The organism is Streptomyces sp. NPDC002779, assembly GCF_042888685.1.
GTDB lineage: Bacteria > Actinomycetota > Actinomycetes > Streptomycetales > Streptomycetaceae > Streptomyces.
Genome location: NZ_JBIAQC010000003.1, coordinates 397,539 through 421,540 on the forward strand (window position 1 = coordinate 397,539; position 24,002 = coordinate 421,540).

Genomic DNA, 24,002 nt, shown 5'->3' on the forward strand with positions numbered 1-24,002 from the left:
TCCCTGCAACTCACGAGAACCACTGCCCCCTGACAGGCGGTCAGACTAATGTAACGAGCGATGACGGAGCTTCGGGATCGAGTGGTCGCACGTCTCGTCACGGCCCAGAGCGCCCGCGATCCCGCGCCGCTGCGCGCGGCGGAGGCGGCGGCCGACGCGCTGGCCCTGCTGCGGGAGGCCGCGCCGGTGCCCGAGGGCACGATCGACCTCGAATCGGTCGCGGCGGTGTTCTGGACCTTTTGGTTCCGGCACGGGGGCGACGAGGACCCCGAGGCCCAGCTGAATCTGACGGTCGTCTTCGGCACGTTCGGTTTCCTGTGCCCCCGGCTGCCCGCGGAGGCCAATCTCCCCGACGCCCTCCGTCAGGGCTTCGATCCCGGGGACCCCTCCCACGAAGCCCGGTTCGCCCACCTGATCAGCTCGGCGTACGGGGAGGAAGTCACCGGCGAGGGCGGGGCGGTGGCCCTCGACCGCTCGCTGGCGTGGGCGGAGACGGCCCTCGATCACGTGCGGGACGACGACCACGCGGGGTTCGTGGAGGTCGCGGTCCAGGCCCTGGAACTCCACGTCCTCCGCTTCCAGCGCGAGGCGGAGCCCTGCTCCCTGGCGGCGGCCGCCCGCTACGGCCGCGCGGTGTGCGAACGCCTGCCCCTCCTCGACCCCGACCTCGCGCGGGCCGCCGCCTCGGTCGCCCTGCGCACGGTCGTGGACGCGGCCCGGCTGCTCGGAGTCCCCGAACTGGCCGTCGTGGAGCGGCTGGTGGCCATGGCACCGGACGGCTCGCTCACCCAGGAGAACTCCGACGGCCTCGCGACGCTCCGCCTGCTGGTCGCCCAGCCCGTCACCTGGCCCGGCGAACGCGATCTCCGGATCGGCGCGGCCATCGCGGAGGCGGGCGTCGCCGAACAGGACCCGAGCCGCATCGCCTGCGCCGTACGACGCCTGCGCACAGCCCGTGCCGCCACCCCCACCGACCACCCCGCCCACGCCTGGACCACCACAGCCCTGGCCCAGGCCCTCACGGCCCTCGCCCGAGCCCGCGACGACCGGGAAGCGGCCCGGGAAGCGGCCCAACTCCTGCGGTCAGCAGGCGCCTTGACCGAGCCCGGCGCCACCGGCCCGAAGTCCCAGGACGGTGACGAGGCGTTGGAGGCGATAGAACTGCTCGACTCCGCCGGCCTGTTGGGCGACGAACAGCGGGCCGTGCTCGACGCCTACCGGGAGTTGGAGTCCGACGGGTCGCCGGTCGCCCTGGGCCGGTTCGTCGAGCAGGTGCGTCGGCACACCACCCGTACCGGTGGCCCGCCCGACGTCGACGTCGAGATCCTCGACCTGGCCTCCGGTTTCGTCCCCGACGACACCGCCGACGCCCGCATAGCCCGCTACCGGGCGGCCCTCCCCGCCCACGGCACCCGCCGCCACGCCTACGTCGCCGTCCTGGCCGCCCTCACCGGCATGCGCGCACAGGCGCTGCGGCCGACGGCGCCCGCCCGCGCCGACCTCCTCGCGGCGGAGTCCCGGGAACTCACCGAGGAGGTGGCCGCACAGGCCCCGCCCGGCTTCCCGGCGACGGACCTGCTGCGCCGGGAAGCCTACGAGGCAGCCCTGCCCATCGCCGTCGTGTCGGTGAGCGGCGAGCCCCTGCCGGACGAACTCGTCAAGCTCACCGCGCAGTTGTCCCGTATGCAGGACATCCGTCTCGACGCCCCCGAGAACCTCGACTCCGACATCGCGGTCATCCGGGAGATGTTCGGGGACGTCGACGAGGACGACACCTCCCTGCGCCCCTACCTCGCCGCGGCCCTCGGCAGCGCCCTGTCCGCCCGGTCCGCCGGGCGGAGCGACCCGGCCACCCTGGACGAGGTCGTCGAGCTGCTGCGCTACGCCCGCACCCACGCCCCCGATATGGCGGGCCACCTCGACAAGCTCCTCGCCGACGCCCTGACCGCCCTGTCCGTGGGCCGCTTCGACCCGGAGAACGCCCGCGAGGCCTCCGCCCTGCTCGCCTCGGCCACCTCCCCGGCCCCCACGGACGGACCCCAACCCCCGTACGGCGAAGTGGCGTTGACGGAGACCGACCACGCCGTCCTCGCGGCCCGCACCGAGTTCCACAGCGCCCTCCAGAACTACCTCCTCGGCCATGAACCGGCCCAGCTGGAGCGGGCCCGGCGGACCGCCGCCCGGATGCGCGAGCTGACCCGCGGACCCTCGACCGGCGACCGCCCCTGGTACGACCTGATGGGCGACGCCTACGCCGACCTGGTCGAGACCGTCGGCCCCGGCGGCGGCCCCCGCGGCGACCTGGGCGACGAGATCGTCGAGCAGTGCCGCCGTACCTTCGCGGCCTGCCCCGCCGGACATCCGATGCGGCCCATGGCCGGTACGACACTGGCCAGGGCGCTCGTCCAGCGCGCGCTGCTGCTCCGCCCGGCCGAACCGCAGCGGGCGGCGGCCCTGGTGGCGGAGGCGGACGAACTGGGGCGCGTGCTCGGCGAGGGGACGCCCAAGGGGGCGCCGGACATCGCCGGGACGATCCGTATGTTCGTCGACCTCATGGCCCGGGGACGGCTCCCCGAGGCGACGACCTCGCAGGCGCCGGGCAGGCCGCCGGCGGACCTGTTCGAGACGGTCATGGGCCCCCTGCGGGACCGCTTCGCCGGTGCCGCGGACCCCAGGATGTGGCGGGACCCGGCGGTCCCGGTGTGGATGCGGGCCCACGGCGAGATCGCGGCCGCGGCCGGTGCGCTGGGCAGGCCCCGGCCCCGGGTCGACCTCGCCCTCGACCACCTCGAAGCAGGCGTCGAGGCGATGGCCGGGCTCACCGACCGGGGCAGTGACCAGCGGTCCGCCGAGCACGGCCTGTCCACGTTCGAGGGGGACATCCGGACGATCGTCGAGCTGATCCTCACGCACCTCGTCGGACGGGACCTGGCGGCGCGGCTGCCGGGGGAGTTGGCTGGTCTCAAGGCCGTGACCGAGCGGGCGGCGGCGGGCGACGACCCGGACGCGGTACGCGAGGCCCTCGCGGCCCTGCGCCTGCCGTCCGCGCACGCCCGCACCGCCTCCGGACCGGAGGTGGACCGGGCCGCCGAACTCCTCGACCGGGGGCGCGGGCTGCTGCTGGCCCGGCGCATCGAGGCCCGCGCCGACCTCGACGCCCTGCGCGCCGGGCACCCGGATCTGGCGGCCGAGTTCGAACGACTGACGGACGCGCTTGCCGCCGGTCCCGGGGATGGCGGGGCCCCGGCCGGACCCGCCGGGTTCGAGCGGCTGACGGACGCGCTCGGCGCTGGTCCCGAGGACACCGACGCCCTGGCCGGACCCGCCGGGTATGAGCGGCTGACGGACGCGCTCGGCGCCGGTCCCGAGGGCGCCGACGCTCCGGCCGGACCCGTCGGGTTCGATCGGCTGACGGACACGCTCGCGGCCGGTCCCGAGGGCGCCCTCGCCCCCGCCGGGCACGCCGAGTGGGCCCGGCTCGCGGCCTTGCGTGCCTCACGCGAACTCGACGCGCTGATCGCCCGTATCCGGACCGCGCCCGGCTTCGAGGACTTCCTGCGGCCCCTGGCCGCACCGCAGTTGCGGGACCTCGCGGCCGACGGCCCGGTCGTGGTCCTGAACCAGGGCCGCCGCCACTGCCATGCCCTCGTCGTCACCGCCCGCTCGATCACCGCCCTGCACCTCGACGTCGGGGCCGACGAGGTCGCGGGCGCCGCCCGGCGGCTGCGGGACGCCGTCGACGCCATCAACGCCCAGGGCACCGCCCGGCCCTCCCCCCGGCAACTGGTCGCCGCGGGCACCACGGTCCGCGAGACGCTGGCGTGGACCTGGCACCAGGTCGTCCGTCCGGTCCTGGACCTGGTGGGCGCCGCGGAGCCGGTCCCCCGGCACGGCAGCTGGCCCCGCCTGTGGTGGGTGCCGACCGGCGCCTTCGGCGCACTGCCCCTGCACGCGGCCCAGTGCACGGCACCGGACTGCGCGCAGGACGGCTGCGGAGCGGCGCTGGACGCGGTGGTGTCGTCTTACGTCCCGGGCCTGAAGACCCTCGCCCACGCCCGCTCCCGGGCCCGCCGCCGGCCCGGCCCCGGCGGTGCCCTGCTGGTCGCCGAGCCGGAACAGGAACTCCCGGGAGTAGCCGCGGCCACCGCCTACGCCGCCGGACTCCTCGGCGCGCCCGCCCCGCTGATCGGTGCGGCCGCCACCCGCGAGGCCGTCCTCGGCGCCCTGCACCACGCCTCCTGGGCTCACTTCGGCTGCCACGCGGCCACCGACCCCGCGGAACCCTCCGGCGCCCTGCTCCGCCTGCCGAGCGGTGAGCCGGTGTCGGTGCTGGAGATCTGCCGGGCCCGGCCGAGCGCGGCGCGGCTGGCGTTCCTGGCGGCCTGCGGCACCGCCCGGACGGCGGAACGCCTCACCGACGAGGCCATCCACATCACCAGCTCGTTCCTGCTGGCCGGGTTCCCCGCGGCGGTCGGCACCCTGTGGACCATCGACAGCACCCACGCGGACCACATGACCCGCGACTTCTACCGGCGTACGACGGCCCCGGACACCCCGGGCGCGGCCCGAGCCCTGCACGAGGCGGTCCGCGGACTCCGCCGCCGCATCCCCGACCGGCCGCACGTGTGGGCGGCGTACGTGCACGCGGGGACCTAGATTCGCGGGTGGTGGCGTATTCCCGATGACCCATCGGAATTCCGATGCCCGGGATCAGAATCCTCATTGGAGACCTATGGGTCGACGGGCTTACGTTCGAGGTCCACCTCAACCTCTGGAGATCACCCCATGTCGAAGATCCTGTTCGTGCTGACCGGCGTCGACCACTGGACGCTCGCCGACGGCACCCGCCACCCCACCGGCTTCTGGGCCGAGGAGGTCGTCGCCCCCTACCAGCGGTTCAAGGCCGAGGGCCACGAGATCGTCGTCGCCACGCCCGGCGGAGTCGTGCCCGTCGTCGACCGGGGCAGCCTCGCCCCGGAGGCCAACGGCGGCCAGGAGGGCGCGGACGAGACCGCCCGGGCCCTCGACGCGATGACCGAGCTGAAGAACCCGGTCGGCCTGGCGGACGTCGACCTCGACGACTACGCCGCCGTCTTCTACCCCGGCGGCCACGGCCCCATGGAGGACCTGGCGGTCGACGCCGTCTCCGGCCGGCTCCTTGTCGACGCCCTGGACTCCGGCAAGCCGCTCGGCGTGGTCTGCCACGGCCCGGCCGCGCTGCTCGCCGCCACCCGCGAGGACGGCGCCAACGCCTTCGCCGGCTACCGGATCGCCGCCTTCACCGACGCCGAGGAGACCCAGGCCGGGCTCGCCGGCAAGGCGAAGTGGCTGCTGCAGTCGCGGCTCGTGGAGGCGGGCGTGCAGGTCGAGGCGGGCGAGCCGTGGGCGCCGCACGTGGTCGTCGACCGCAACCTGGTGACCGGCCAGAACCCGGCCTCCTCGGCCCCGCTCGCGGCCGAGCTGCTGAAGAGGCTGAGCTGAGCGCGTCCCCGGGAACGGGCATCCAGGACCTCAACCTGGCCCGGACGTTCCTGGCCGTCTACCGCTCCGGCTCCTTCACCGCCGCCGCGCAGCTGCTGGGCATCTCCCAGCCCACGGTGACCACGCAGGTGAAGGCCCTGGAGCGGCAGTCGGGCCGCGAGCTCTTCGCCCGCCTGCCCAGGGGCGTGGCGCCCACGCCGTACGCCCATGACCTGGCGGCGCGGATCGCGGGCCCGCTCGACGCGCTGCTGGAGGCCACCGGCCACGGCCCGGCGGAGTCGGGCCCGCCCGCGCCGGTCCACCTCGCGGGCCCGGCCGAACTCCTCTGCCTGCGCGTCCTGCCCGCGCTGGCGCCGCTGGTCGCGGAGGGGCTGCGGCTGCGGGTGACACCGGGCCTGACGGATCCCCTGCTCGACGAACTGCGCGCGGGCCGCCACGACCTGGTCCTGGCCACCACCCGCCCGCGCGGCCGTACCCTGCTCGCGACCCCGCTGGCCGACGAGGAGTTCGTGCTGGTCGCCGCGCCGGTGTGGGCGGACCGCATCGGCGGCCGGGTGACGGCCGAGGGCCCCGGTGTCCTGCACACCGTCCCGCTCATCGCCTACGCCGAGGACCTGCCCATCCTCCGCCGCTACTGGCGGCACGTCTTCGGCCGGCGCCTGAACTGCCGCGCCGCCGTCACCCTGCCCGACCTGCGAGGCGTCCTGGCGGCGGTCACCGCGGGCGCGGGCTTCTCGGTCCTGCCCCGCTACCTGTGCGAACACGAACTCGCCTCGGCCGCCCTCACCCTCCTGCACGACCCCGAGGACCCACCGATCAACACGGCGTACGTGGTCCAGCGCCCGGGACCCACCGGAAACCTCGATGTCACCCGGGTCCGGGACACCTTGCTGCGCGCGGGCCCCACCTGGTGACACGGGGTGGGACCCACGCTCTCCGGGGTCAGCTTGCGGTGCAGCTGACCGTGGGCCAGTTCCGGTTGCCGTTGTGCTGGATGGTGACGCCCCAGTTGTTGCCGCTGCCGTTGGGCCTGGCGGTCAGGACTTGTGGACTGGGGTAACTGGCGCTGACGTTCCAGGTGGAGAGGACCCTCGCGGGCGAGGGCACATTCATCGTGACGGTCCAGTTGCTGGAGCCGGTGACCGAGACGTTGAGGTTGTAGCGGTCGCTCCACTGCTGGCCGGCGGACAGGGCGGCCGTACAGCTGCCACCGCCCCCGCCGGAACCGGTCGGCGCCACCGCCCGGCCGGTCTGCGGGGAGATCATCCCGGCGCAGAGATTACGGCTCGCCAGTCCCTGCGCGATGCGCGGGATCGCCGCCAGGGAGTTGGCGGACCAGTCGTGCATCAGCATGACCTGTCCGTTGGTGAGCCGCCCCGCGGCCGCCACGATCGCGTCCGTGGTCGCGCCGTTCCAGTCCTGGGAGTCGACGTCCCAGATGACCTCGGTCAGACCGTACTTGGCGGCCACGGCCTTCACGGTCGCGTTGGTCTCGCCGTACGGCGGACGGAAGAGCACCGGCGTACCGCCGCCCGCGTTGCTGATCGCCTGCTGGGTACGGGAGAGCTCGGAGTCGATCTGCGCCTGGCTGAGCTGGGTCAGATGCGGGTGCGTGTAGCTGTGGTTGGCCACCCACATGCCCGCGTTCACCTGGGCGCGGACCTGCGCCGGGCTGGCGGCGGCGTACTGGCCCTGGTTGAACATCGTGGCCCGAAGGCCGTTCTGGGTGAGGGCGTTCAGCAGGGCCGGGGTGCTGCCGGACGGGCCGTCGTCGAAGGTGAGGGCGACGTAGCCGTTGCAGGTCGCGGCCTGTGCCGGGGTGGGATTGGCGGTGCTGACGGTGATCGTGCTCGCTACGGCCAGTGCGGCCACCGCGAGTTTCGCGATCAAGGGACGCATGGTCGGGCCTCCTTCGCGGTCAGCTCGCCGTGCAGGAGACGGTGGGCCAGGTGTGGTTGCCGTTGTGCTGGATGGTGGCGCCCCAGTTGTTGCCGCTGCCGTTGGGCCTGGCGGTGAGGACTTGTGGACTGGGGTAACTGGCGCTGACGTTCCAGGTGGAGAGGACCTTCGCCGGGGAGGGGACGTTCATGGTGACGGTCCAGTTGCTGGACCCGGTGACCGAGACGTTGAGGTTGTAGCGGTCGCTCCACTGCTGGCCGGCGGAGAGCGTGGCGGAGCAGCCGGTGCCGCCACCGCCGCCCCCGCCGCCCGAACCGGTGCCGCCCACCGTGATGTTGGAGCTGCCGCTGCTCTGGTAGCCCTCGGTCGCCATGATCATGTAGTAGTTGAAGCTGCCGAGCGGCATTCCGGCGCGGGCCCACGCGTCGAAGTGGTTGCCGGTCGTGATGGTGCCGCCCGTCCGCTTCGACTGCCGGACGCTCCAGTACTGGTCGAAGGTCTTGGTGCCCTCGACGGAGGGGGCGTTGTACCGGGTCGTCTTGTAGATGTCGTACGTGCCGCCGTCGGTGGTGACCGTGCCCTTGAAGGTGCCGGTGGGGCGGTAGGTGCCCCAGTTGTCGACGATGTAGTACTCCACGAGCGGATTCGCGGTCCATCCGTAGAGCGTCAGGTAGGCGTTGCCGGACGGGTTGAAGGTGCCGGAGTAGGTCACGGTCCGGCGCGCGCCGTTGGCCCAGCCCTTCCCGGCGACGAAGTTCCCGGTGTTGCGCCAGCTGGTGCTGTAGTTGCCGCCGGAGCCGAGGTTCATGGAGACCGTGCCCTGGGCGTCGGTCCAGAACGAGTAGTAGTAGCCGTTGTTGGTACCGGTCTGGTTCGTGGTGACGACGGTGTCCGCGTGGGCGGTCACCGATCCGATGGCGAGCAGCAGGACGGCACAGGCGCTGCTGATGAGCAGTCGGAGCCGTGTGAGTGAGTTCTTCATGCGGCGGAGTGTTGGCCGGGGCACGACAAGTGTCAATGGTTTCGGTTTTTGTTACGAAACATTCGGAGGCGTGAAATCGGCTATTGCTGCATTTCACCAGCCTTTCCGATGCCGCCTGACTTTTTTCTCGCCGTCTACCTGATCATGTGGCCCGAGCTTAATTCCGAAAGATTTCGTGGAAATCATCGATCGTGGGTGAGCGAGACACAGCGTCTTGCGTCAATCGGGCGTAGGGGGTACGGTCCAGGAGTCTCGCCAAGACGAGACGTCTCGTCTCGTCTCGTAGATGATCCATCGAAAGGGACCCACTTGTTCCATGCTCCCGAAGCACCCTCCCCCGTCGCCGTCCCCCAGCTCACCGTCACCGAGGTCAGCAAGCGCTACGGCACCCGGCTCGTCCTGGACCGTGTGTCGTTCACCGTCCGGCCCGGTGAGCGGGCCGGGGTCGTCGGGGACAACGGCTCCGGCAAGTCCACGCTCCTGCGGCTGCTCGCCGGCGCCGTACCACCCGACAACGGCGACCTCACCGTCGTAGCACCGGGCGGGATCGGTCATCTGGCGCAGACCCTGGACCTGCCCGACACGGCACGCGTCGGTGACGCCGTCGACCTGGCGCTGTCCGAACTGCGCACCCTGGAGCGCCGGTTGCGGGAGGCCGGGGCCGAACTCGCCGACTCCTCGGCGTACGAGCACTATGCCGCGCTGGAGGCGGAGTTCGAGGCGCGCGGCGGTTACGACGCGGACCGCCGGGTCGACGTGACCCTGCGCCACCTGGGCGAGTCGGCCGCCCTGGACCGGTCCCGCAGGCTCGGCACCCTCTCCGGCGGCCAGCGCTCACGGCTGGCCCTGGCGGCGACGCTGGCCTCCTCGCCGGAGTTGCTCCTCCTCGACGAGCCGACCAACGACCTGGACGACGAGGCGGTGGCCTGGCTGGAGGAGCGGCTGCGCGCCCACCGGGGCACGCTTGTCGCCGTGACCCACGACCGGACCTTCCTGGACCGCGTGACGGACACCATCCTGGAGGTGGACGCCGGAACCGTCCGCCGCTACGGCGACGGCTACGAGGGATACCTGACCGCCAAGGCCGCCGAACGCGCCCGCCAGGAACGGGAGTACACCGAATGGCGGGCGAAGGTGGCCCGCCAGTCCCGGCTCGCCGACTCCCACATCGGGCGCCTGGACGCGATCCCCCGCAAGGCGCCGTGGGCGTTCAGCGGGGCGGGCGCCTTCCGGGCCCGCTCCCGGGCGCACGGGGCGATGAGCCGGATCCGCAACGCGCGGGAACGGGTGCAGCGGCTCACGGAGAACCCGGTGCCCGCACCGCCGGAACCGCTGCGGTTCGCCGCTCGGATCGAGGGTTCGGCGGACCGGGCGGTGGAGGCGGCCGACGTGTGGGTGCCTGGACGCCTGCTGCTGGACTCCCTGCACGTGCCCGCGGGCGGCCGACTGCTGGTCACCGGACCCAACGGCGCCGGGAAATCAACACTGTTGCGGGTCCTGGCCGGTGAACTGGCCCCGGAGCCCGGCGCGACGGTACGGCGGCCCGCGCGAGCCGGGCTGCTCCGCCAGGTGACACCGCGGACGCCGAGCGAGGACGACCTCTCCCTGGCGGCGGCCTTCGGGGCGCACCGGGCGCAGGAGCTGCTCTCGCTGGGCCTCTTCCGCGAGCCCGACCTGGACCAGCGGGTGCGGGACCTCTCCACGGGCCAGCGCCGCCGCCTGGAACTGGCCCGCCTCCTGACCGAGCCGCACGACGCGCTCCTCCTCGACGAGCCGACGAACCATCTGGCCCCGGCCCTGGTGGAGGACCTGCAAGCGGCCCTGGCCGACTACACGGGAACAGTGATCATCGTGACCCACGACCGCCGCCTCCGCTCGGCCCTATCCGGCCCCACCCTGGAACTGAGCCCGATCTGACGACCGTCCCGCCCCCTGCCCTGCCCCGGCCCCCGATTCCCCGTGCACGGCTATGGGAAGTTCTGGGGTGCGTCGTTACCCTCCGCCCATGATTCCCACGGTGGTCTGGGGCACAGGCAACGTCGGGCGCGCGGCCGTGCGGGCCGTCGCGGCCCACCCGATGCTCCGCCTGGTGGCCGTGCTGGTCTCCACTGCCGCCAAGGTCGGCAAGGACGCGGGCGAACTCGGCGGCCTCGGCCGCACCCTCGGCGTGACGGCGACCGACGACGTGGACGGCGTCCTCTCCGCAGGCCCGCGCGCGGTCGTGTACGCCGCCTCCGGTGACGTACGCCCGGACGGCGCGATCGAGGACATCAGCCGCGCCCTGCGCGCCGGCGCCGTCGTCGTCACCCCCTCCCTGTACGGCATGTACGACTGCACCAACGCCCCCGACGAGATCCGTGCCGGCCTGCTCGAAGCCGCCAGGGCCGGGGGCGGCGCCCTGTTCGTCTCCGGCGTGGACCCCGGGTGGGCCAACGACGTACTCCCGCTCCTGGTCAGCGGGTTGGGATCCGACATCGACGCGGTCCGCTGCCAGGAGATCTTCGACTACTCGACGTACGACCAGGAGGAATCGGTCCGCCATCTCATCGGCATGGGGCACCCGCTGGACTACCAGCCGCTGATGCTCGCCGAGGGCATCCCCACGATGATCTGGGGCGGCCAGCTGCGGATGATGGCCCGCGCCATGGGCGCCCAACTCGACCACACCGAAGAGCACTTGGAGCGCCGGCCGCTCGACGCGCCCGTCCACACGGACACCATGGGGGAGTTCGCGGCCGGTACCCAGGGCGCGGTGCGTCTCGAAGTGCGCGGCATGGTGGCGGGCGAGCCCCGCCTCGTCATCGAGCACATCACCCGCATCCACCCCGGCTGCGCCCCGGACTGGCCGGTGCCGCCCGGCGGCGGCGCGGGCGCACACCGCGTGATCATCGAGGGCCGCCCCCGCATCGAGGTCACGGTCGAGGCCACGGACGAGGGGGACAACCGAGCCGCCGGCGGCAACGCCACGGCGGCCGGCCGTCTGGTGAACGCCGTCGACTGGCTCGTAGCAGCCGAACCGGGTCTCTACGACGCCCTCGACGTCCCGCTGCGCCCAGCCGTGGGCCGACTCGGAAAGAGGTGACCATGCGGATCGACATTCCCGAGGGCGCCGAGCCCCTCGCGTACGTCTGGGGCGAGATGGTGCCTGGGATCGGCCCGGCGGCCAGTGCCTTCTCCCTCGCCGTCTATGAGCACACGACGCTCGGGCTGCGTGAGTTCGAGGCCGCCCGGTTGCGCGTCGCGCAGATCAACGGGTGCCTGTTCTGCCTGGACTGGCGCACCGAACGCGACGGGCAGAAGGTCGAGGAGGGCTTCCTCGACGCGGTCGCCCGGTGGCGTACGACGGACGCCTTCGACGAACGGACCCGGCTGGCCGCGGAGTACGCGGAGCGCTACGCACTAGACCACCACGGCCTGGACGGGGACTTCTGGGAGCGGATGACGGCGCACTACAGCCAGGCGGAGATCGTGGAGCTGAGCATGAGCATCGGCTCCTGGCTGGCATTCGGCCGCCTCAACCATGTGCTGGGGCTGGACAGCGTCTGCGTCCTGCCGTCGGCGCGCGGTTGAAGGGTGGGGGACAAGGGTGGGGACAAGGGTGTGGGCCGGGACCCGGAGGCCCCGGCCCACAGTCATGCGGGATCACGGGCGGCTCAGAAATCCTCGGCGATGATCCTCTCGATGTTGCGTTCGGCGAGCGCGGTGATGGTCACGAACGGATTGACGGTGACATTGCCGGGGATCAGCGCGCCGTCCATCACATAGAGCCCCGCATAGCCGTGCAGCCGACCGTAGTTGTCGGTCGCCCGGTTGAGGACCGCGCCACCGAGCGGGTGGTACGTGAGATGGTCGCCCCAGATCTTGTGGGCGCCGAAGAGGTCCGTGCGGTAGATGATGCCCTCGGTGGCGTTGATCCTGTCGAAGATCGTCTTCGCCATGGTGATCGACGGCTGCTTCCACGCCGTCTGCCAGTTCAGCTCCACCTTCCCCGCCGCCGCGTTCCAGGTGAACCGGCCGCGGTGGGGGTTGTCGGTGATCGACAGATAGAACGACGCCCAGGTCTCGATGCCCGTCGGCAGCGGCGCCACCTCGGCGAACGCCCCGCCCGCTGCCCAGTTGTCGATGCCCGCCGTCGGGATCGACGACTGCAGCGCGCCGGTCGGGTCCCACAGGTGGTTGGCCCGGCCGCACATGACGTTGCCGTTCTCGCCCCAGCCGTTGCCGATCTCGCCGTTGAGGTGCGGCAGTGCGCCCGTGGCCTTCAGCCGGACCAGCAGCTTGCTGGTGCCGACGCTTCCGGCGGCGAAGAACACCCGCCGGGCCCGTACCGACTTGGTGGCGATGACGGCGCCGCCCGTGTCGAGCTGCTCGACGGTCACGGCGTAGCCGCCGGTGGCGGGCGTGACGGCGGTGACCCGGTGCAGCGGTGAGATGGACACCCGGCCGGTCGCGCGGGCCTGCGCGAGGTAGGTCCTCGGCAAGGACTTCTTGCCGTGGTTGTTGCCGTAGAGGATCTCGCCGGCCAGCGCCGACTTGGGCACCGCTCCGGCCGCCTCCCGCTTCATGTAGTCCCAGTCGTAGACGTTGGGCACGAACAGGAAGCGGAAACCGGACCGTCCCGCGTGCTTGCGGCCGACGCGGGCGTACCCGTAGCACTCCGCGGTCTCGAGCCAGGCGGGGTCGATGCCGCTGACGCCGAGGGTGCTGTTGGCGCGCGGGTAGTACACGTCGTACATCTCGGCGACGTCGACGGAGGGCAGGATTCCGGGGAAACGGGAGCGCAGCGGCGTGACCGCCATCCCGCCGTTGACGAGCGACCCGCCGCCGACGCCCCGCCCCTGGTACACGACGATGCCGCCCATGTCCTCGGCGTCCAGGATCCCCGTGTACCGCGGCACGTCCTTGTCGAGCGGGAAGCCGAGGAAGTTGCTCAGCGGCTGCCTGGTCCGGGTGCGGAGCCAGAAGGACCGGTGGTCCGGGCTGGTGGTGTTGGCGAATACGTTGCCGTCCGTCCCCGGGGTGTCCCAGGCCATGCCCATTTCCACCATGCGGACGTCCACCCCGGCCTGAGCGAGCCGCAACGCGGTGACGGAACCGCCGTATCCGGTGCCGATGACGAGAGCGTCGACCTGCTCTTCGAGAGGGAGCGCCGCAGCGGCGGGCAGCTCGAATGCCCCCAATGCGGCGGCGCCAAAAATAGAACCAGTTCTACCAATGAAACGTCGTCGGGAAAGTTCTCTTCCTTCCGGTCTGACGTCTGCTTCGGATCTCATGTAGATCCCCTTTCGTTTTGCTCGATCGAAACGGGTTCTACTGAAGTAAACGAAACAAGTCACGAGAAACCTGCCGGTAACTTGACTGCCGATCGCAGGGTTGACGGACGGGGTTTGACGCAACAGGGGCACCCCATGGCGCACGCGCCGCAACACGCCGAAGTCGGCCTTCCGGGTGGTGGTGCGCGAGAGTTAATCGAGCCGCGCTCAGTAGTAGTACTGCGGACAGTGCGGGCCGGACATTCGCGTGACGCCTCGGCCGCACTTTTCCCAGGGCCTGCCCGGCGGTGGAGGCACTGGTGCGCCGTTTTGAGCGTGCTGGGTGCGTCGCCCGTGACCCGACGCCGACCAGCAGGCCCTCCCGTACCGGATATCCCCAGGTGGCGGCCCGGACCCGGGCAACGGATACCCAGATCATCAAGTCGTCCCGGCTCCGGCGATACCGAGAGGCGCGGACGCCTGCCAGGCGAGCCGGCGATCTTCCGGCGGCGGTCTGCCGTTCCGTCGAACGCGCCGGGCGACCGTATCCGCCGCCTGCTCAGATTCCTGAGCCATCCAGCCCATTAAGTATTCCTATGTAATTCAAGGTCCATTCAGCGATTCCGGAGAACCGGCTCAGCGGAATCATCGACCGGCACACTCCTCAGTAATATTCCGACGGCAGAAAACAGGCGATTCTGCGCAACCGGGATCTGCCAGACCACCCGCACAAGGAGTTGGCCCCTCGATGACGCTGAACATTCCTGACGCGCCCCTGCGGCGCACCATGTCGATGTGGATCGCGGCGGTGGTGGCCGTGGTCATCGCCGCCGTGATCCTCGCTCTGACGCCAACGCGCGCAAATGCCATTGCCACCCCCGTGCCCATGGGCACGACCCTGGCCACCTACGGAGTACTGGGTGGTGCGACCGTCACCAACACCGGCCCCACGGTGATCGAAGGGCTCAACGTCGGTGTGAGCCCCGGTGCGGCCATCACCGGGTTCCCGCCCGGCAGCGTGACCCCGCCCGGGACCCTGCACAGTGCTGATGCCCACGCGGGCCAGGCCAAGACCGAGCTGACCACGGCGTACAACCAGGCCGCCGGGCAGGCGCTGACGGACGCGGTGTACAACGACGCTCCCCACGAGTTCGGTGGCCAGACGCTGACGGCGGGCCTCTACAGGGCGAACAGCAGCGCGGAGATCACCGGCACCCTCACCCTGGACGCCCAGGGCAACCCCGATGCCGTCTGGGTGTTCCAGATCGGTTCGACGCTGACGACGGCGGCCGAGAACAGCACGGTGCGCCTCGTCAACGGCGCCTCGCCGTGCAATGTGTTCTGGCAGGTGGGCAGTTCGGCCACGCTCGGCACCAACACCTCGTTCGTGGGCACGATCCTGGCCAACACCTCGATCAGCGCCACCACGGGGGCGGTCATCAACGGCCGGCTGCTGGCCGATGCGGGCGGTACCGGTGGCGGCGCCGTGACGCTGGACACGAACAGGATCTTCCTGGGGCCGTGCGGGACCGGGGGCACGGGTGGCACGACCGGTGGCGTGATCACGGGTGGTGTGATCGCCGGTACGACGACGGGTGGCACCACGGGCGGTACCACGGGCGGCATCATCGGCGGTGTGCCGACGGGTGGCGGAACCGGCGGCGTCCTGGGTGGTGTTCTCGGCGGCGTCCTGACGGGCGGAACCACCGGAGGCGCCCTGGGCGGCCTCGTCGCGGGCACGACGGGCAGCGTCACGGGTGGCGGAACGGGTGGTGCGACCGGTGGCGGTGCGACCGGGGGCGGTGCGACCGGGGGCAATGGGCACGACCACGGGCACGACCACGGCGGGAAGCCCGGAGACCATGATCACGGTGGAAAGCCGGGCGGCGGCCACGGTCATGACGAAAAGCCTGAGAAGCCTGGAAAGCCTGGCAAGCCCGAGGGCTACGGCAGCGATCACGAAGGTGACCACAAGAAGACTGCCTGACCCCGACCCCCATGCCCCCATGGGAGCGAGCATGACGAGCGGCGCGCGGCGGATCGTTGTCGATTCCGTCGCGCGCCGTTGGCGAATTCTCAGGAGAAGCGATGAGAGAAGCCAGGACCGGAGTGGCCAAGCCTTTGCCCGGTCTCCTGAAAGCGGGAACGACCGCCGCGGTGATCCTTTGCCTGGCGACGGCCCTGATCCATGTTCTCCTCGTGTTTCTGCACGTGGCACCACCGAACCCCCTCTCCCGGCAGTACACCCGCCAGGTAGACGCGTGGGTCTTCCCCCTGTTCGAACAGAACTGGCGGCTCTTCGCTCCGGATCCCGAGTCGGTCAACCGGAAGATTTCGGCGAGGACCATGCGCACCGGCCCGGACGGCAGGGCGCAGGTGAGCGGCTGGTTCGATCTGACGGCCGTCGACAACGCGGCGGTGAAGCACAACGCGTTCCCGAGCCATACGGCGCAGAACACGCTGCGCAGGGCCTGGAGTTCCTACGTGGAAACCCACGGGAGTGACGATGTCCCCCGCTCGGAGCGGGCGCTGATGATCCAGCAGTACCTGACCAACATCGCCGCAGAACGCATCGCCGGCCACCGGGGCGGCGCCTTCGAGTCGGTCCAGCTGCGGGTGGTCACGGTGCCCATCGCCGTGCCCGGCGCCGCCGCGGGCCCGGCCGCCGCCGCACCGACGTCTGCCGAAACGCGGTACCTGCCCTGGCGGAAGGTGACCTCCCATGGAAACTGAGCAGCCGCGCGCCCCGCACCGGATCGTTGCGCTCCTCACCGTCCTGACCGAGCAGCCGGTCTCGCTCTACGCCGCGGCGGTCCTGCGCATCGGGTACGGACTCCTCTACCTCGTCTTCCTGTTGCGCGAGTTCCCGCACCGCGACGAGATCTGGGGCCCCGGGTCCCCGTGGACGCCCGAGCTGGCGAGGCAGCTGTTCGACCAGACGGGGTGGGCCAGCATCCTCACCCTCTCCGACAGCCGGGCGTACTTCGAGACGTGCTACGTGCTGGCAGTCATCACGTCAGCGCTGTTCATGCTGGGCTGGCGGACCAGAGCGGTGTCCGCGCTGTTCGCGGTGGTGGTGGCCTCGTTCCACGCCAGAGCCATCTTGATGACCGACGGCGGAGACAACCTGGTCCTCCTGATGGCCAGCTACCTGGTCTTCACCGCCTGCGGCAGACGCTGGTCCCTGGACGCAAGAAGAACCCGCCGGCGAGCCGCCACGACCAAGACCACGAGTCCGCCGACGTCCGGGCTCCGATACACGCACCGGACGTTGACGGCCGTACTCCACAACTGCGCCATGTTCGTCATCGCGGCCCAGGTCTGCTTCCTCTACGGATCCGCGGGCCTCTACAAGGTGCAGGGCGCCACCTGGGCCAACGGCACCGCCCTGCACTACGTCCTGAACCTCGACCTGTTCCGCCCCTGGCCCGAACTCTCGCTCATGGTGGACCAGCACGAGGTCTTGATCAGCATCGCCTGCTACCTGACGGTGCTGCTGCAGGTGGCGTTCCCCTTCGTCCTGTTCGGACGCCTCAAGTACCCGGTCCTGACGCTGCTGTTGGGCATGCACGCAAGCATCGCCGTACTCATGGGCCTGCCGCTCTTCTCAGCCGCGATGATCATCGCGGACGCAACCTTCCTACCGGACCGCTTCTACCAATCCCTGCCCCGCCGCCGCCGACCCACGAGCAGGCAACCGGATGCCAGGAGCAAGGCGGAAGATCCACCCCGCGCAGAACAACCCCTCGTGCCGCCCCAGCCAACGGCCTCACATCTGTGACAAGGGAAAACCACGAGCCATGGGTTGCCGGAGAGGTGCCGTACCGGCAGCTCACCCCAGCGGTCGGCGGTGCCGGTCCGGATCGCGTAGTAGAGGCGTTCGTTGGGACCGTCTCCTGGAAACGGACGAGGCGCTAGCAGCCTGCTGCCGGCCTCGCGGAACGAACCGGGATCTCGACGCCGATCCCTTCGATGCCCACGGCATCCCTGTGCTGCCCTTCCACACCCCTGTGGATGACGCTCATCTACTTCGAGTACACGCGTGACTCCGACGTGCTGTGCAGCGGGCCGTCAGGGGCGCTCCAGGCGCTTGCCGATCACACGGCTGCTCTGCTCGATGAACGAGTCCATGGCCGCACGGCACCGGTCTCGCCGGGCTCGGTACTCGGGCTCTTCCGTGTCTCCCCGTCGCCAGTAGGCTCCCAGAGCCTGGCCGGCGTCGTTCACCTCTCGTAGCGCGGCCAGCAGCCCGGCGTCGTGGGCCAGGATCTGCAGCCGTGCGGATGCCAGACGATGACTCGCCAGATCCCACTCGATCACGCGGCCCTCAAGGTTCAGTACTTGCTCTTCCCAGACGCGGTTGAGGAAATCTCCGCTCGAAGCAGCGATTTGGGCGCAAGCATCCATCAGCAGCTCGACAGTCTTGGCGCGTGCCTCACTGCGTTTGTTCAGGTGTTGTCCCAGCAGAGCAATCGCCGCGCCGGTAATGGTTGCCAGAAGCGTCCCCCATGCGTCCATGCCAAGAAGACTTCCCTCACCGACGCGCATTCCAACTGTCTTGGCGCCTCGCAGGGCTCCGTACAGGGCTGCTCACCTGCGCTCATGCGCGGCCGGTCTTGGGAGCGGCTTCGAGGGAAAGACCTCAAGTGCATCTCAGTGAGTCGGAGGGGGTTACTCATGAGCGGTACATCACGGGCGCGTGACGACAGGACAGAGCCGGGTCCGCTGCCCGAGCGCGGCTCCGATCGTTTCAGCGATGATCCCCTTGATCCCCTCGCCTCGCTGCTGGCCAAGGTCAACGAGGGGGAGCACATTCCGACTCCTGGAGATAACGCGGGCGGCGAAGACCGCGACCCCCATGACGAGGAATGGCGGGAACATGACCGCCACGGCCCTTATGCGCAGGGGCGTCGCCGGAGGAACTAGCGCATAGGACTGGACGTGAGGGCTGCTCGCGAGAGCGGTAGCAAGCACACCTGCCACACCCTCTCGACGCGCTCGGGTGCCACGCTCAAGGACACGATGGTCAGGGCGGGCCAGTCCTCCGGGAAAGCCGCGCTGATCTATCAGCACTCCGGCGAGGAGCGGCAGTGCGAGGTGCGACGACCTGTTTTGCGCCGAGCGTGCGAAGCACCATAGGGGCGACCCCGCGCACCACAGCGAGTAGGTCACCGAGAGCTAATGGTGCGCGCCCCGCCCACCGGGCTGGACAACAAAGAACCCCCGGGTCGATGACCTGGGGGTTTCGCATGGAGCGGGTGACGAGAATCGAACTCGCGCTCTCAGCTTGGGAAGCTGATGTTCTACCATTAAACTACACCCGCGTAAGACCCCGACCGGAGTCGGTGTCGAATGCTCGCTCACTGTACCTCATGGCAGACCCCCGGTGCTCAGGCCGCGGGGTCTGACTGTGCTTCAGGGGTGGGATGCGGCTGCGGGCGCCCGGAGTTGGGGCGTACGGTGGAGGTGTGGGAGTGGGTTCGGGTGGGTCGGAGTGCCGCCTGGAGGGCCGTCCCTTTCATCCCGTAATGTGGGCTTTTGTCGCCCGGCGGGCAGCAGCCGGGCGCGGCTCTTGGGGAAGGGACTCGAAGGACTTGATGGAGCACACCGTCGTCCGTTGTGCCGATGGGCACGTATTCAGCACCGCCTCGTTCCCGATGCAGCAGGCCGAGCGGCTCGGTCCCGGACGACTGGTCCGGTGTCCGCGTTGTGCCCGGCTCCGCAGTGTCGTGCCGGTGCCGGTGGCGTTGGAGCCGGCAGTCAGCAGTAGTAAGCGGTAGCGAGCAGCAGTAGGCCGTAGCAAGTCAGACCTGGGGCGCAGGCGCGCGGGTGCCGTCCGATTCGGTCGGTCCGCGCGCCTTGCGTATCCTCGGGACGTGCTTCTCTCAGACAAGGACATCCGGGCCGAGATCGACGCCGGGCGGGTACGGATCGATCCCTACGACCAGACCATGGTGCAGCCGTCCAGCATCGACGTACGGCTGGACCGGTACTTCCGGGTGTTCGAGAACCACCGGTACCCGCACATCGACCCCTCCATCGAGCAGGCCGACCTCACACGGCTCGTGGAGCCCGAGGGCGACGAGCCGTTCATCCTCCATCCCGGGGAGTTCGTGCTCGCCTCCACGTACGAGGTCATCTCGCTGCCCGACGATCTCGCCTCGCGGCTGGAGGGGAAGAGTTCCCTCGGGCGGCTCGGGCTCGTCACCCACTCCACCGCCGGGTTCATCGACCCCGGGTTCTCCGGGCACGTCACGCTGGAGCTGAGCAATCTCGCCACGCTCCCCATCAAGCTCTGGCCCGGCATGAAGATCGGGCAGCTGTGCATGTTCCGGCTCAGCTCGCCCGCCGAGTTCCCCTACGGCAGCGAGCGGTACGGATCCCGGTACCAGGGGCAGCGCGGCCCGACCGCCTCCCGGTCCTTCCTGAACTTCCATCGGACCCAGGTGTGAGCATGAGCGGCATACGGGAGAACCTCACCTACGAGCGGTTCGGCGTCGCCATCCGCGAGCTCGCGCAGACCATCGCCGACGACGGCTACGAGCCCGACATCGTCCTCTCCATCGCGCGCGGCGGTGTCTTCGTCGCCGGCGGGCTCGCGTACGCCCTGGACTGCAAGAACATCCACCTGGTGAACGTCGAGTTCTACACCGGAGTGGGCACCACGCTGGACATGCCCGTCATGCTCGCTCCCGTCCCCAACGCCATCGACTTCTCCGACAAGAAGATCCTGATCACCGACGACGTCGCCGACACCGGCAAGACGCTCAAGCTGGTGCACGACTTCTGCCTCGACCACGTCGCCGAGGTCCGCTCCGCCGTCGTCTACGAGAAGTCCCACTCCCTCGTGAAGTGCGAGTACGTGTGGAAGCGGACCGACGACTGGATCAACTTCCCGTGGAGTGTCCTGCCGCCGGTCAGCAGGTCGGGGGAAGTGGCCAAGGAGAACAAGGAAGCGCTCTGACCTGCGGTCACTGCGGTCACTGGGGTCACGTACGCTTCCTCTGATCAAATTCTGGTCATTCGCATACTCCGTGGGGGATGTTCATGCGCTCAGCCATGCGCCTTGCCGTGCTCGGAACCAGCGTCGCGCTGGTCGCCGGGGTTACCGGTGCCACCGCCCGGGCAGCGGACGGTGGCTCGGGCGACATCACGATCGACAAGGTCGTCGTCAACGGCGGCAAGCCGGTCGTGGTCGGTACCACCAACGTCGTGTCCGCCAAGGTCTCCGTCACCGCGTCGGACGACTCGGGCATCGACGAGACCACGTACATCAGCGCCTACGGCCCGACGCCGAACTACGACCAGATCTGGTACGACGACGGCGAGATCAGCTGCGTCAAGGTGAGCGCCACCACCTCGACCTGCACCGGCACGCTGACGTTCGACCCGCAGGGCGGCTCCGCCATCAACGGCAACAACGCGGCGGCCACCTGGCGGCTCAGCACGCTGGTCGCCGCCCTGGACTCCGACTACATCCACCGGGACGCGGCCACCACCTTCCAGGTGCAGCGCTACTCCAAGCTGACGGTCAACGCCTCGCCGGAGCCGGTGAAGAAGGGCCGGACCATCACGGTCACCGGCAAGCTCTCCCGGGCCAACTGGGAGGACAACCTGTACCACGGCTACGCCAACCAGTCGGTGAAGCTGCAGTTCCGCAAGAAGGGCAGCAGCACCTACACCACGGTGAAGACGATCAAGTCCAGTTCGACGGGCAGCCTCAAGACGACGGTCACCGCCGCCACCGACGGCTACTTCCGCTACAGCTTCGCGGGCACGAGCACGACTCCGGCGGTCAGCGCGGCCGGCGACTTCGTGGACGTCCAGTAGTCGCACAGCACAAAGACACAGCAGCGGAAAGGGCCCCCGGCGTGCACTGCACGCCGGGGGCCCTTTCCGCGTTCGTCCTGCATGCGTCCTAGAACGTGCCCAGCTTCACGATCGACAGCAGCGCCACCAGCTGGATCGCCGACGCGCCCAGCGCCTTCGGCCACGGCAGGTCGTGGGAGCGGCTGACCATCATCGTCAGCAGGGCGCCGGCCGCGACCCAGGTCGCCCAACCGAGGACCTGCACGAAGGCCGCGTCGCCGCCGAGGAACATGGCGACCACCAGGCGCGGGGCGTCCGTCAGCGACATGATCAGCATCGACAGGCCGACCGTCGGCTGCCAGGCGCCGTTGCCGCCGATCTGACGGGCCAGGGTGTGGGTGACCACGCCCAGGATGAAGGCGGACAGGACCATCGCGATCGCCGTGGTCAGCACGATCGGGACCGCGTTGGACAGGGTCGCGCTGATCGCGTCCTCACGAGCGCCGTCGAAGCCGAAGACCGCGAGCAGGCCGTAGAGGAACGTCACGACCAGGGCGGGGCCCCACATCGCGTAGTCCCGCATCTGGAGGAACGTCCTCGCGGGGGACAGGACGATGCCCCTCAGGAGGTCCTTCCAGTGCAGGCGGGGCCCGACCGGGGCCGCGCCGGCGTGGTAGGTCTGGCCCTGGGAGTAGGGGTCCTCGTGGATCGAGAACGCCTGCGTGTGGCCAGGGTTGTTCGCCGCGTACGGGTCAGGGCCCTGCGGGTGGTGTGCGCCGCCGTCGCCGAAGTACTCCGGCTCGCCCTGACCGCCGTAGCCGCCGCCCTGGCCGCCGTAGCCCTGGCCATGGCCCTGACCGCCGTAGCCGCCGTGGTACGGCTGCTGCGGCGGCGGGGGGTAGCCCTGCGACGGCCCCTGCTGCCCGTACGGAGGTTGTTGCCCTCGCGCCTGCGGGGCCCGGTTGTCCCGGCCGCCGCGTCCGATCCTGAATCCAGCCACGTCTTCGAACGTACCTGGTCCCGGAGAGTGGCGTGCCGGGCCCGGGCTTCCGGGCCCGGCTTTGCGGCCGAGCTGTGACATCCCCTAAGGGACCCTACGGGGGACTTGGGGGGTGGGTCAGGGACCGGCGGCTCAACCCTTCAGTACGGTGCCGAAGTACGTCGTGCCCGACGGGCCCCCCAGCGTGGTGCTGCTGAAGGACTTCGCGCCGGTCGCCGTCGTACCCGTGGAGGTGCCGCGCAGCACCCACACCGCGCCCGCGCCGTCGTTCTCGCCCCGCGCGCCCGCGATCAGCTCGGCGCGGCCGTCCTGGTCGGCATCGGTGAGGAAGACCGAGTCGCCGAAGTAGTCGTAGGACTCGGCGGTGCCGGGGACGCCGGTGGTGTCCTGGGAGAAGGACTTGGCTCCGGTGCCGGTCAGGCCGGAGGCGGAGCCGCGCAGGACGACGACCGAGCCCGCGTCGGCCTTCGAGCCCAGGGACTCGTCCGCCACGCCGACCGCGATGTCCTGGTATCCGTCGCCGTTGGTGTCGCCCGCGGCCACGCTCCAGCCGAAGCGGTCGTTCTTCTCGGCGGTGCCGGGCACGCCCGTGGTGTCCTGGGTGAAGCGGGCCGGGGTGCGGGTGCTCAGGCCGGTCGACGCGCCGTAGGTGACGGTGATCGCGCCGCCGAGGCCGCCGTTGGGCTCGTCGGTGGACTTCTCCGAGAAGTTGCCGGTGACGATGTCGCCGTAGCCGTCCTTGTTGACGTCGGCGATGGCCGCCGCGTAGCCGCCCGCGACCTTGCTGCCCGGGACCAGGCCCGAGGCGGAGCCCTTGTAGAGGACGCCGCGGGTGCGGACGCCGTCGGTGATGTCCTCGTAACCCATGACCAGCAGGTCGGTCCTGCCGTCGCCGGTGACGTCGCCCGCGGCGATCTGGTCGGTGGTGACTCCGGTCCGCTCGTAGGTGTCGATGCCGGTGAGTCCCGCGGCCTGGCCGGTGCGGGTGAACGGGCCCTCGACGATGTTCAGTTCGGGCAGCGCCAGGTTGGCCGCGGCCAGGTCGGTGTCGCCGTCGCCGTCGAAGTCGCCGGTGGCGACGGACCAACCGAGCTCGTTGCGGTGCTCCGGCAGCGGCGAGCTGATGTCCGTCCCGCCGGTGATCCCGCTCGCCCCGCCCCACAGCACCGTCAGCGCGCCGTACTCGTCGGTCGTGCCGATCCGCTCGCCGTGCACGCCGACCACGATGTCGGTGTAGCCGTCGCCGTCCAGGTCACCGGTGGTGAGGCGGTCGCCGAAGGAGTCGCCGTACTCGGGGGTCCCGGGGATGCCGGTGGTGGCCTGGCTGATGATCTGGCGCTTGGTCGTGTCGAGGCCGCTCGCGGTGCCGTAGACGACCCCGACGTAACCGGCGTTCGACTTGGTGCCGATCTTGGCCAGGGGTGCGCCGATGGCGAGGTCGCGGTAGCCGTCGCCGTTGAAGTCGCCGGACAGGCCCGAGGGCGCGGCGGCGGCCGAGCCGGCCGGGAGGGCGCAGAGCAGACCGGTGGTCAGGGCCGTGGCCAGGAGGAGAGCCGTCTTGTTGTGCATCAGGTTCCGT

At 70.6% G+C, this 24,002-nt stretch carries 19 protein-coding genes and 1 tRNA gene; 13 read left to right on the forward strand and 7 right to left on the reverse strand.

All coding sequences use genetic code 11. The annotated features are described in order from the left end of the window. The first annotated feature begins 60 nt into the window (after positions 1-60). From ACFYW5_RS11640 to ACFYW5_RS11650, 3 genes are all read left to right on the forward strand, one after another. Positions 61-4,656, forward strand: coding sequence for a CHAT domain-containing protein (locus tag ACFYW5_RS11640; RefSeq protein WP_389416751.1), 4,596 nt, complete (start codon positions 61-63; stop codon positions 4,654-4,656). A 129-nt stretch (positions 4,657-4,785) separates the two neighbouring features. Continuing rightward, positions 4,786-5,481, forward strand: a complete 696-nt coding sequence (locus ACFYW5_RS11645) for a type 1 glutamine amidotransferase domain-containing protein (protein ID WP_389416752.1) — start codon at positions 4,786-4,788, stop codon at positions 5,479-5,481. Continuing rightward, a complete protein-coding gene (locus ACFYW5_RS11650) occupies positions 5,478-6,395 on the forward strand; it encodes a LysR family transcriptional regulator (protein WP_389417007.1) in 918 nt (305 codons plus the stop codon). The genes ACFYW5_RS11645 and ACFYW5_RS11650 overlap by 4 nt, the downstream gene beginning before the upstream one ends. Positions 6,396-6,423: 28 nt before the next feature. Here the strand turns inward: ACFYW5_RS11650 and ACFYW5_RS11655 are convergent, their stop codons facing one another. Together ACFYW5_RS11655 and ACFYW5_RS11660 are read right to left on the reverse strand one after the other, a co-directional pair. After that, a complete protein-coding gene (locus ACFYW5_RS11655) occupies positions 6,424-7,380 on the reverse strand; it encodes a polysaccharide deacetylase family protein (protein WP_389416753.1) in 957 nt (318 codons plus the stop codon). Between the two features lie 19 nt (positions 7,381-7,399). Next, positions 7,400-8,362: a glycoside hydrolase family 11 protein gene (locus ACFYW5_RS11660; protein ID WP_389416754.1), complete on the reverse strand. Its 963-nt coding sequence runs from the start codon at positions 8,360-8,362 to the stop codon at positions 7,400-7,402. A gap of 309 nt (positions 8,363-8,671) precedes the next feature. Between ACFYW5_RS11660 and abc-f the strand changes: the two genes are divergently transcribed. From abc-f to ACFYW5_RS11675, 3 genes are all read left to right on the forward strand, one after another. Then, positions 8,672-10,279, forward strand: coding sequence for a ribosomal protection-like ABC-F family protein (gene abc-f / locus ACFYW5_RS11665; protein ID WP_389416755.1), 1,608 nt, complete (start codon positions 8,672-8,674; stop codon positions 10,277-10,279). An 88-nt stretch (positions 10,280-10,367) separates the two neighbouring features. Next, on the forward strand, positions 10,368-11,444 hold the full coding sequence (locus tag ACFYW5_RS11670; protein ID WP_389416756.1) for a dihydrodipicolinate reductase: 1,077 nt from the start codon (positions 10,368-10,370) through the stop codon (positions 11,442-11,444). A gap of 2 nt (positions 11,445-11,446) precedes the next feature. Then, complete coding sequence (locus ACFYW5_RS11675) at positions 11,447-11,932, forward strand: carboxymuconolactone decarboxylase family protein (protein ID WP_389416757.1); 486 nt, start codon at positions 11,447-11,449, stop codon at positions 11,930-11,932. A gap of 83 nt (positions 11,933-12,015) precedes the next feature. On the opposite strand, the gene ACFYW5_RS11680 is transcribed toward ACFYW5_RS11675, so the two are convergent. Then, positions 12,016-13,635 carry a GMC oxidoreductase gene (locus tag ACFYW5_RS11680; protein WP_389416758.1) on the reverse strand — a complete coding sequence of 540 codons (1,620 nt, stop codon included), beginning with the start codon at positions 13,633-13,635 and terminating at the stop codon, positions 12,016-12,018. A 727-nt stretch (positions 13,636-14,362) separates the two neighbouring features. Between ACFYW5_RS11680 and ACFYW5_RS11685 the strand changes: the two genes are divergently transcribed. From ACFYW5_RS11685 to ACFYW5_RS11695, 3 genes are all read left to right on the forward strand, one after another. Then, positions 14,363-15,601, forward strand: coding sequence for an ice-binding family protein (locus tag ACFYW5_RS11685; RefSeq protein ID WP_389416759.1), 1,239 nt, complete (start codon positions 14,363-14,365; stop codon positions 15,599-15,601). Between the two features lie 101 nt (positions 15,602-15,702). Continuing rightward, complete coding sequence (locus ACFYW5_RS11690; RefSeq protein WP_389417008.1) at positions 15,703-16,347, forward strand: DUF5819 family protein; 645 nt, start codon at positions 15,703-15,705, stop codon at positions 16,345-16,347. Next, positions 16,337-17,395 (forward strand): HTTM domain-containing protein, encoded by a 1,059-nt coding sequence (locus ACFYW5_RS11695; RefSeq protein WP_389416760.1) that lies wholly within the window; start codon positions 16,337-16,339, stop codon positions 17,393-17,395. Before ACFYW5_RS11690 ends, ACFYW5_RS11695 begins: the two co-directional genes overlap by 11 nt. A gap of 290 nt (positions 17,396-17,685) precedes the next feature. On the opposite strand, the gene ACFYW5_RS11700 is transcribed toward ACFYW5_RS11695, so the two are convergent. Next, positions 17,686-18,132: a hypothetical protein gene (locus tag ACFYW5_RS11700; protein ID WP_389416761.1), complete on the reverse strand. Its 447-nt coding sequence runs from the start codon at positions 18,130-18,132 to the stop codon at positions 17,686-17,688. A gap of 732 nt (positions 18,133-18,864) precedes the next feature. Next, a tRNA-Gly gene (locus ACFYW5_RS11705) sits at positions 18,865-18,938 on the reverse strand. Between the two features lie 273 nt (positions 18,939-19,211). Here ACFYW5_RS11705 and ACFYW5_RS11710 point away from each other — a divergent pair. The 4 genes from ACFYW5_RS11710 to ACFYW5_RS11725 all read left to right on the forward strand — a co-directional run bounded on the left by ACFYW5_RS11710 (position 19,212) and on the right by ACFYW5_RS11725 (position 21,444). After that, complete coding sequence (locus ACFYW5_RS11710; protein WP_389416762.1) at positions 19,212-19,394, forward strand: hypothetical protein; 183 nt, start codon at positions 19,212-19,214, stop codon at positions 19,392-19,394. A gap of 96 nt (positions 19,395-19,490) precedes the next feature. Beyond that, on the forward strand, positions 19,491-20,066 hold the full coding sequence (dcd, locus tag ACFYW5_RS11715; protein ID WP_250077761.1) for a dCTP deaminase: 576 nt from the start codon (positions 19,491-19,493) through the stop codon (positions 20,064-20,066). Positions 20,067-20,068: 2 nt separating this feature from the next. Then, complete coding sequence (locus tag ACFYW5_RS11720) at positions 20,069-20,578, forward strand: phosphoribosyltransferase (RefSeq protein ID WP_389416763.1); 510 nt, start codon at positions 20,069-20,071, stop codon at positions 20,576-20,578. 83 nt (positions 20,579-20,661) lie between these two features. After that, positions 20,662-21,444: a calcium-binding protein gene (locus ACFYW5_RS11725; protein WP_389416764.1), complete on the forward strand. Its 783-nt coding sequence runs from the start codon at positions 20,662-20,664 to the stop codon at positions 21,442-21,444. An 88-nt stretch (positions 21,445-21,532) separates the two neighbouring features. Here ACFYW5_RS11725 and ACFYW5_RS11730 read toward each other — a convergent pair whose 3' ends face one another. Then, entirely contained in the window at positions 21,533-22,504 is a 972-nt protein-coding gene (locus tag ACFYW5_RS11730) for a Yip1 family protein (RefSeq protein WP_389416765.1), read from the reverse strand. 51 nt (positions 22,505-22,555) lie between these two features. Beyond that, a complete protein-coding gene (locus tag ACFYW5_RS11735) occupies positions 22,556-23,992 on the reverse strand; it encodes an FG-GAP-like repeat-containing protein (protein ID WP_389416766.1) in 1,437 nt (478 codons plus the stop codon). Between the last annotated feature and the right edge of the window lie 10 nt (positions 23,993-24,002).

What these genes read in the sequence shown, in the direction of transcription:
- ACFYW5_RS11675 (WP_389416757.1), top strand. Translation starts at nt 11,447, where the DNA reads ATGCGGATCGACATTCCCGAGGGCGCCGAGCCCCTCGCGTACGTCTGG.
- ACFYW5_RS11735 (WP_389416766.1), bottom strand. Translation starts at nt 23,992, where the DNA reads ATGCACAACAAGACGGCTCTCCTCCTGGCCACGGCCCTGACCACCGGT.
- ACFYW5_RS11680 (WP_389416758.1), bottom strand. Translation starts at nt 13,635, where the DNA reads ATGAGATCCGAAGCAGACGTCAGACCGGAAGGAAGAGAACTTTCCCGA.
- ACFYW5_RS11645 (WP_389416752.1), top strand. Translation starts at nt 4,786, where the DNA reads ATGTCGAAGATCCTGTTCGTGCTGACCGGCGTCGACCACTGGACGCTC.
- ACFYW5_RS11655 (WP_389416753.1), bottom strand. Translation starts at nt 7,380, where the DNA reads ATGCGTCCCTTGATCGCGAAACTCGCGGTGGCCGCACTGGCCGTAGCG.
- ACFYW5_RS11660 (WP_389416754.1), bottom strand. Translation starts at nt 8,362, where the DNA reads ATGAAGAACTCACTCACACGGCTCCGACTGCTCATCAGCAGCGCCTGT.
- ACFYW5_RS11710 (WP_389416762.1), top strand. Translation starts at nt 19,212, where the DNA reads ATGGAGCACACCGTCGTCCGTTGTGCCGATGGGCACGTATTCAGCACC.
- ACFYW5_RS11670 (WP_389416756.1), top strand. Translation starts at nt 10,368, where the DNA reads ATGATTCCCACGGTGGTCTGGGGCACAGGCAACGTCGGGCGCGCGGCC.
- ACFYW5_RS11695 (WP_389416760.1), top strand. Translation starts at nt 16,337, where the DNA reads ATGGAAACTGAGCAGCCGCGCGCCCCGCACCGGATCGTTGCGCTCCTC.
- ACFYW5_RS11730 (WP_389416765.1), bottom strand. Translation starts at nt 22,504, where the DNA reads ATGTCACAGCTCGGCCGCAAAGCCGGGCCCGGAAGCCCGGGCCCGGCA.
- ACFYW5_RS11720 (WP_389416763.1), top strand. Translation starts at nt 20,069, where the DNA reads ATGAGCGGCATACGGGAGAACCTCACCTACGAGCGGTTCGGCGTCGCC.
- ACFYW5_RS11685 (WP_389416759.1), top strand. Translation starts at nt 14,363, where the DNA reads ATGACGCTGAACATTCCTGACGCGCCCCTGCGGCGCACCATGTCGATG.
- ACFYW5_RS11640 (WP_389416751.1), top strand. Translation starts at nt 61, where the DNA reads ATGACGGAGCTTCGGGATCGAGTGGTCGCACGTCTCGTCACGGCCCAG.
- ACFYW5_RS11690 (WP_389417008.1), top strand. Translation starts at nt 15,703, where the DNA reads ATGAGAGAAGCCAGGACCGGAGTGGCCAAGCCTTTGCCCGGTCTCCTG.
- ACFYW5_RS11700 (WP_389416761.1), bottom strand. Translation starts at nt 18,132, where the DNA reads ATGGACGCATGGGGGACGCTTCTGGCAACCATTACCGGCGCGGCGATT.
- ACFYW5_RS11725 (WP_389416764.1), top strand. Translation starts at nt 20,662, where the DNA reads ATGCGCTCAGCCATGCGCCTTGCCGTGCTCGGAACCAGCGTCGCGCTG.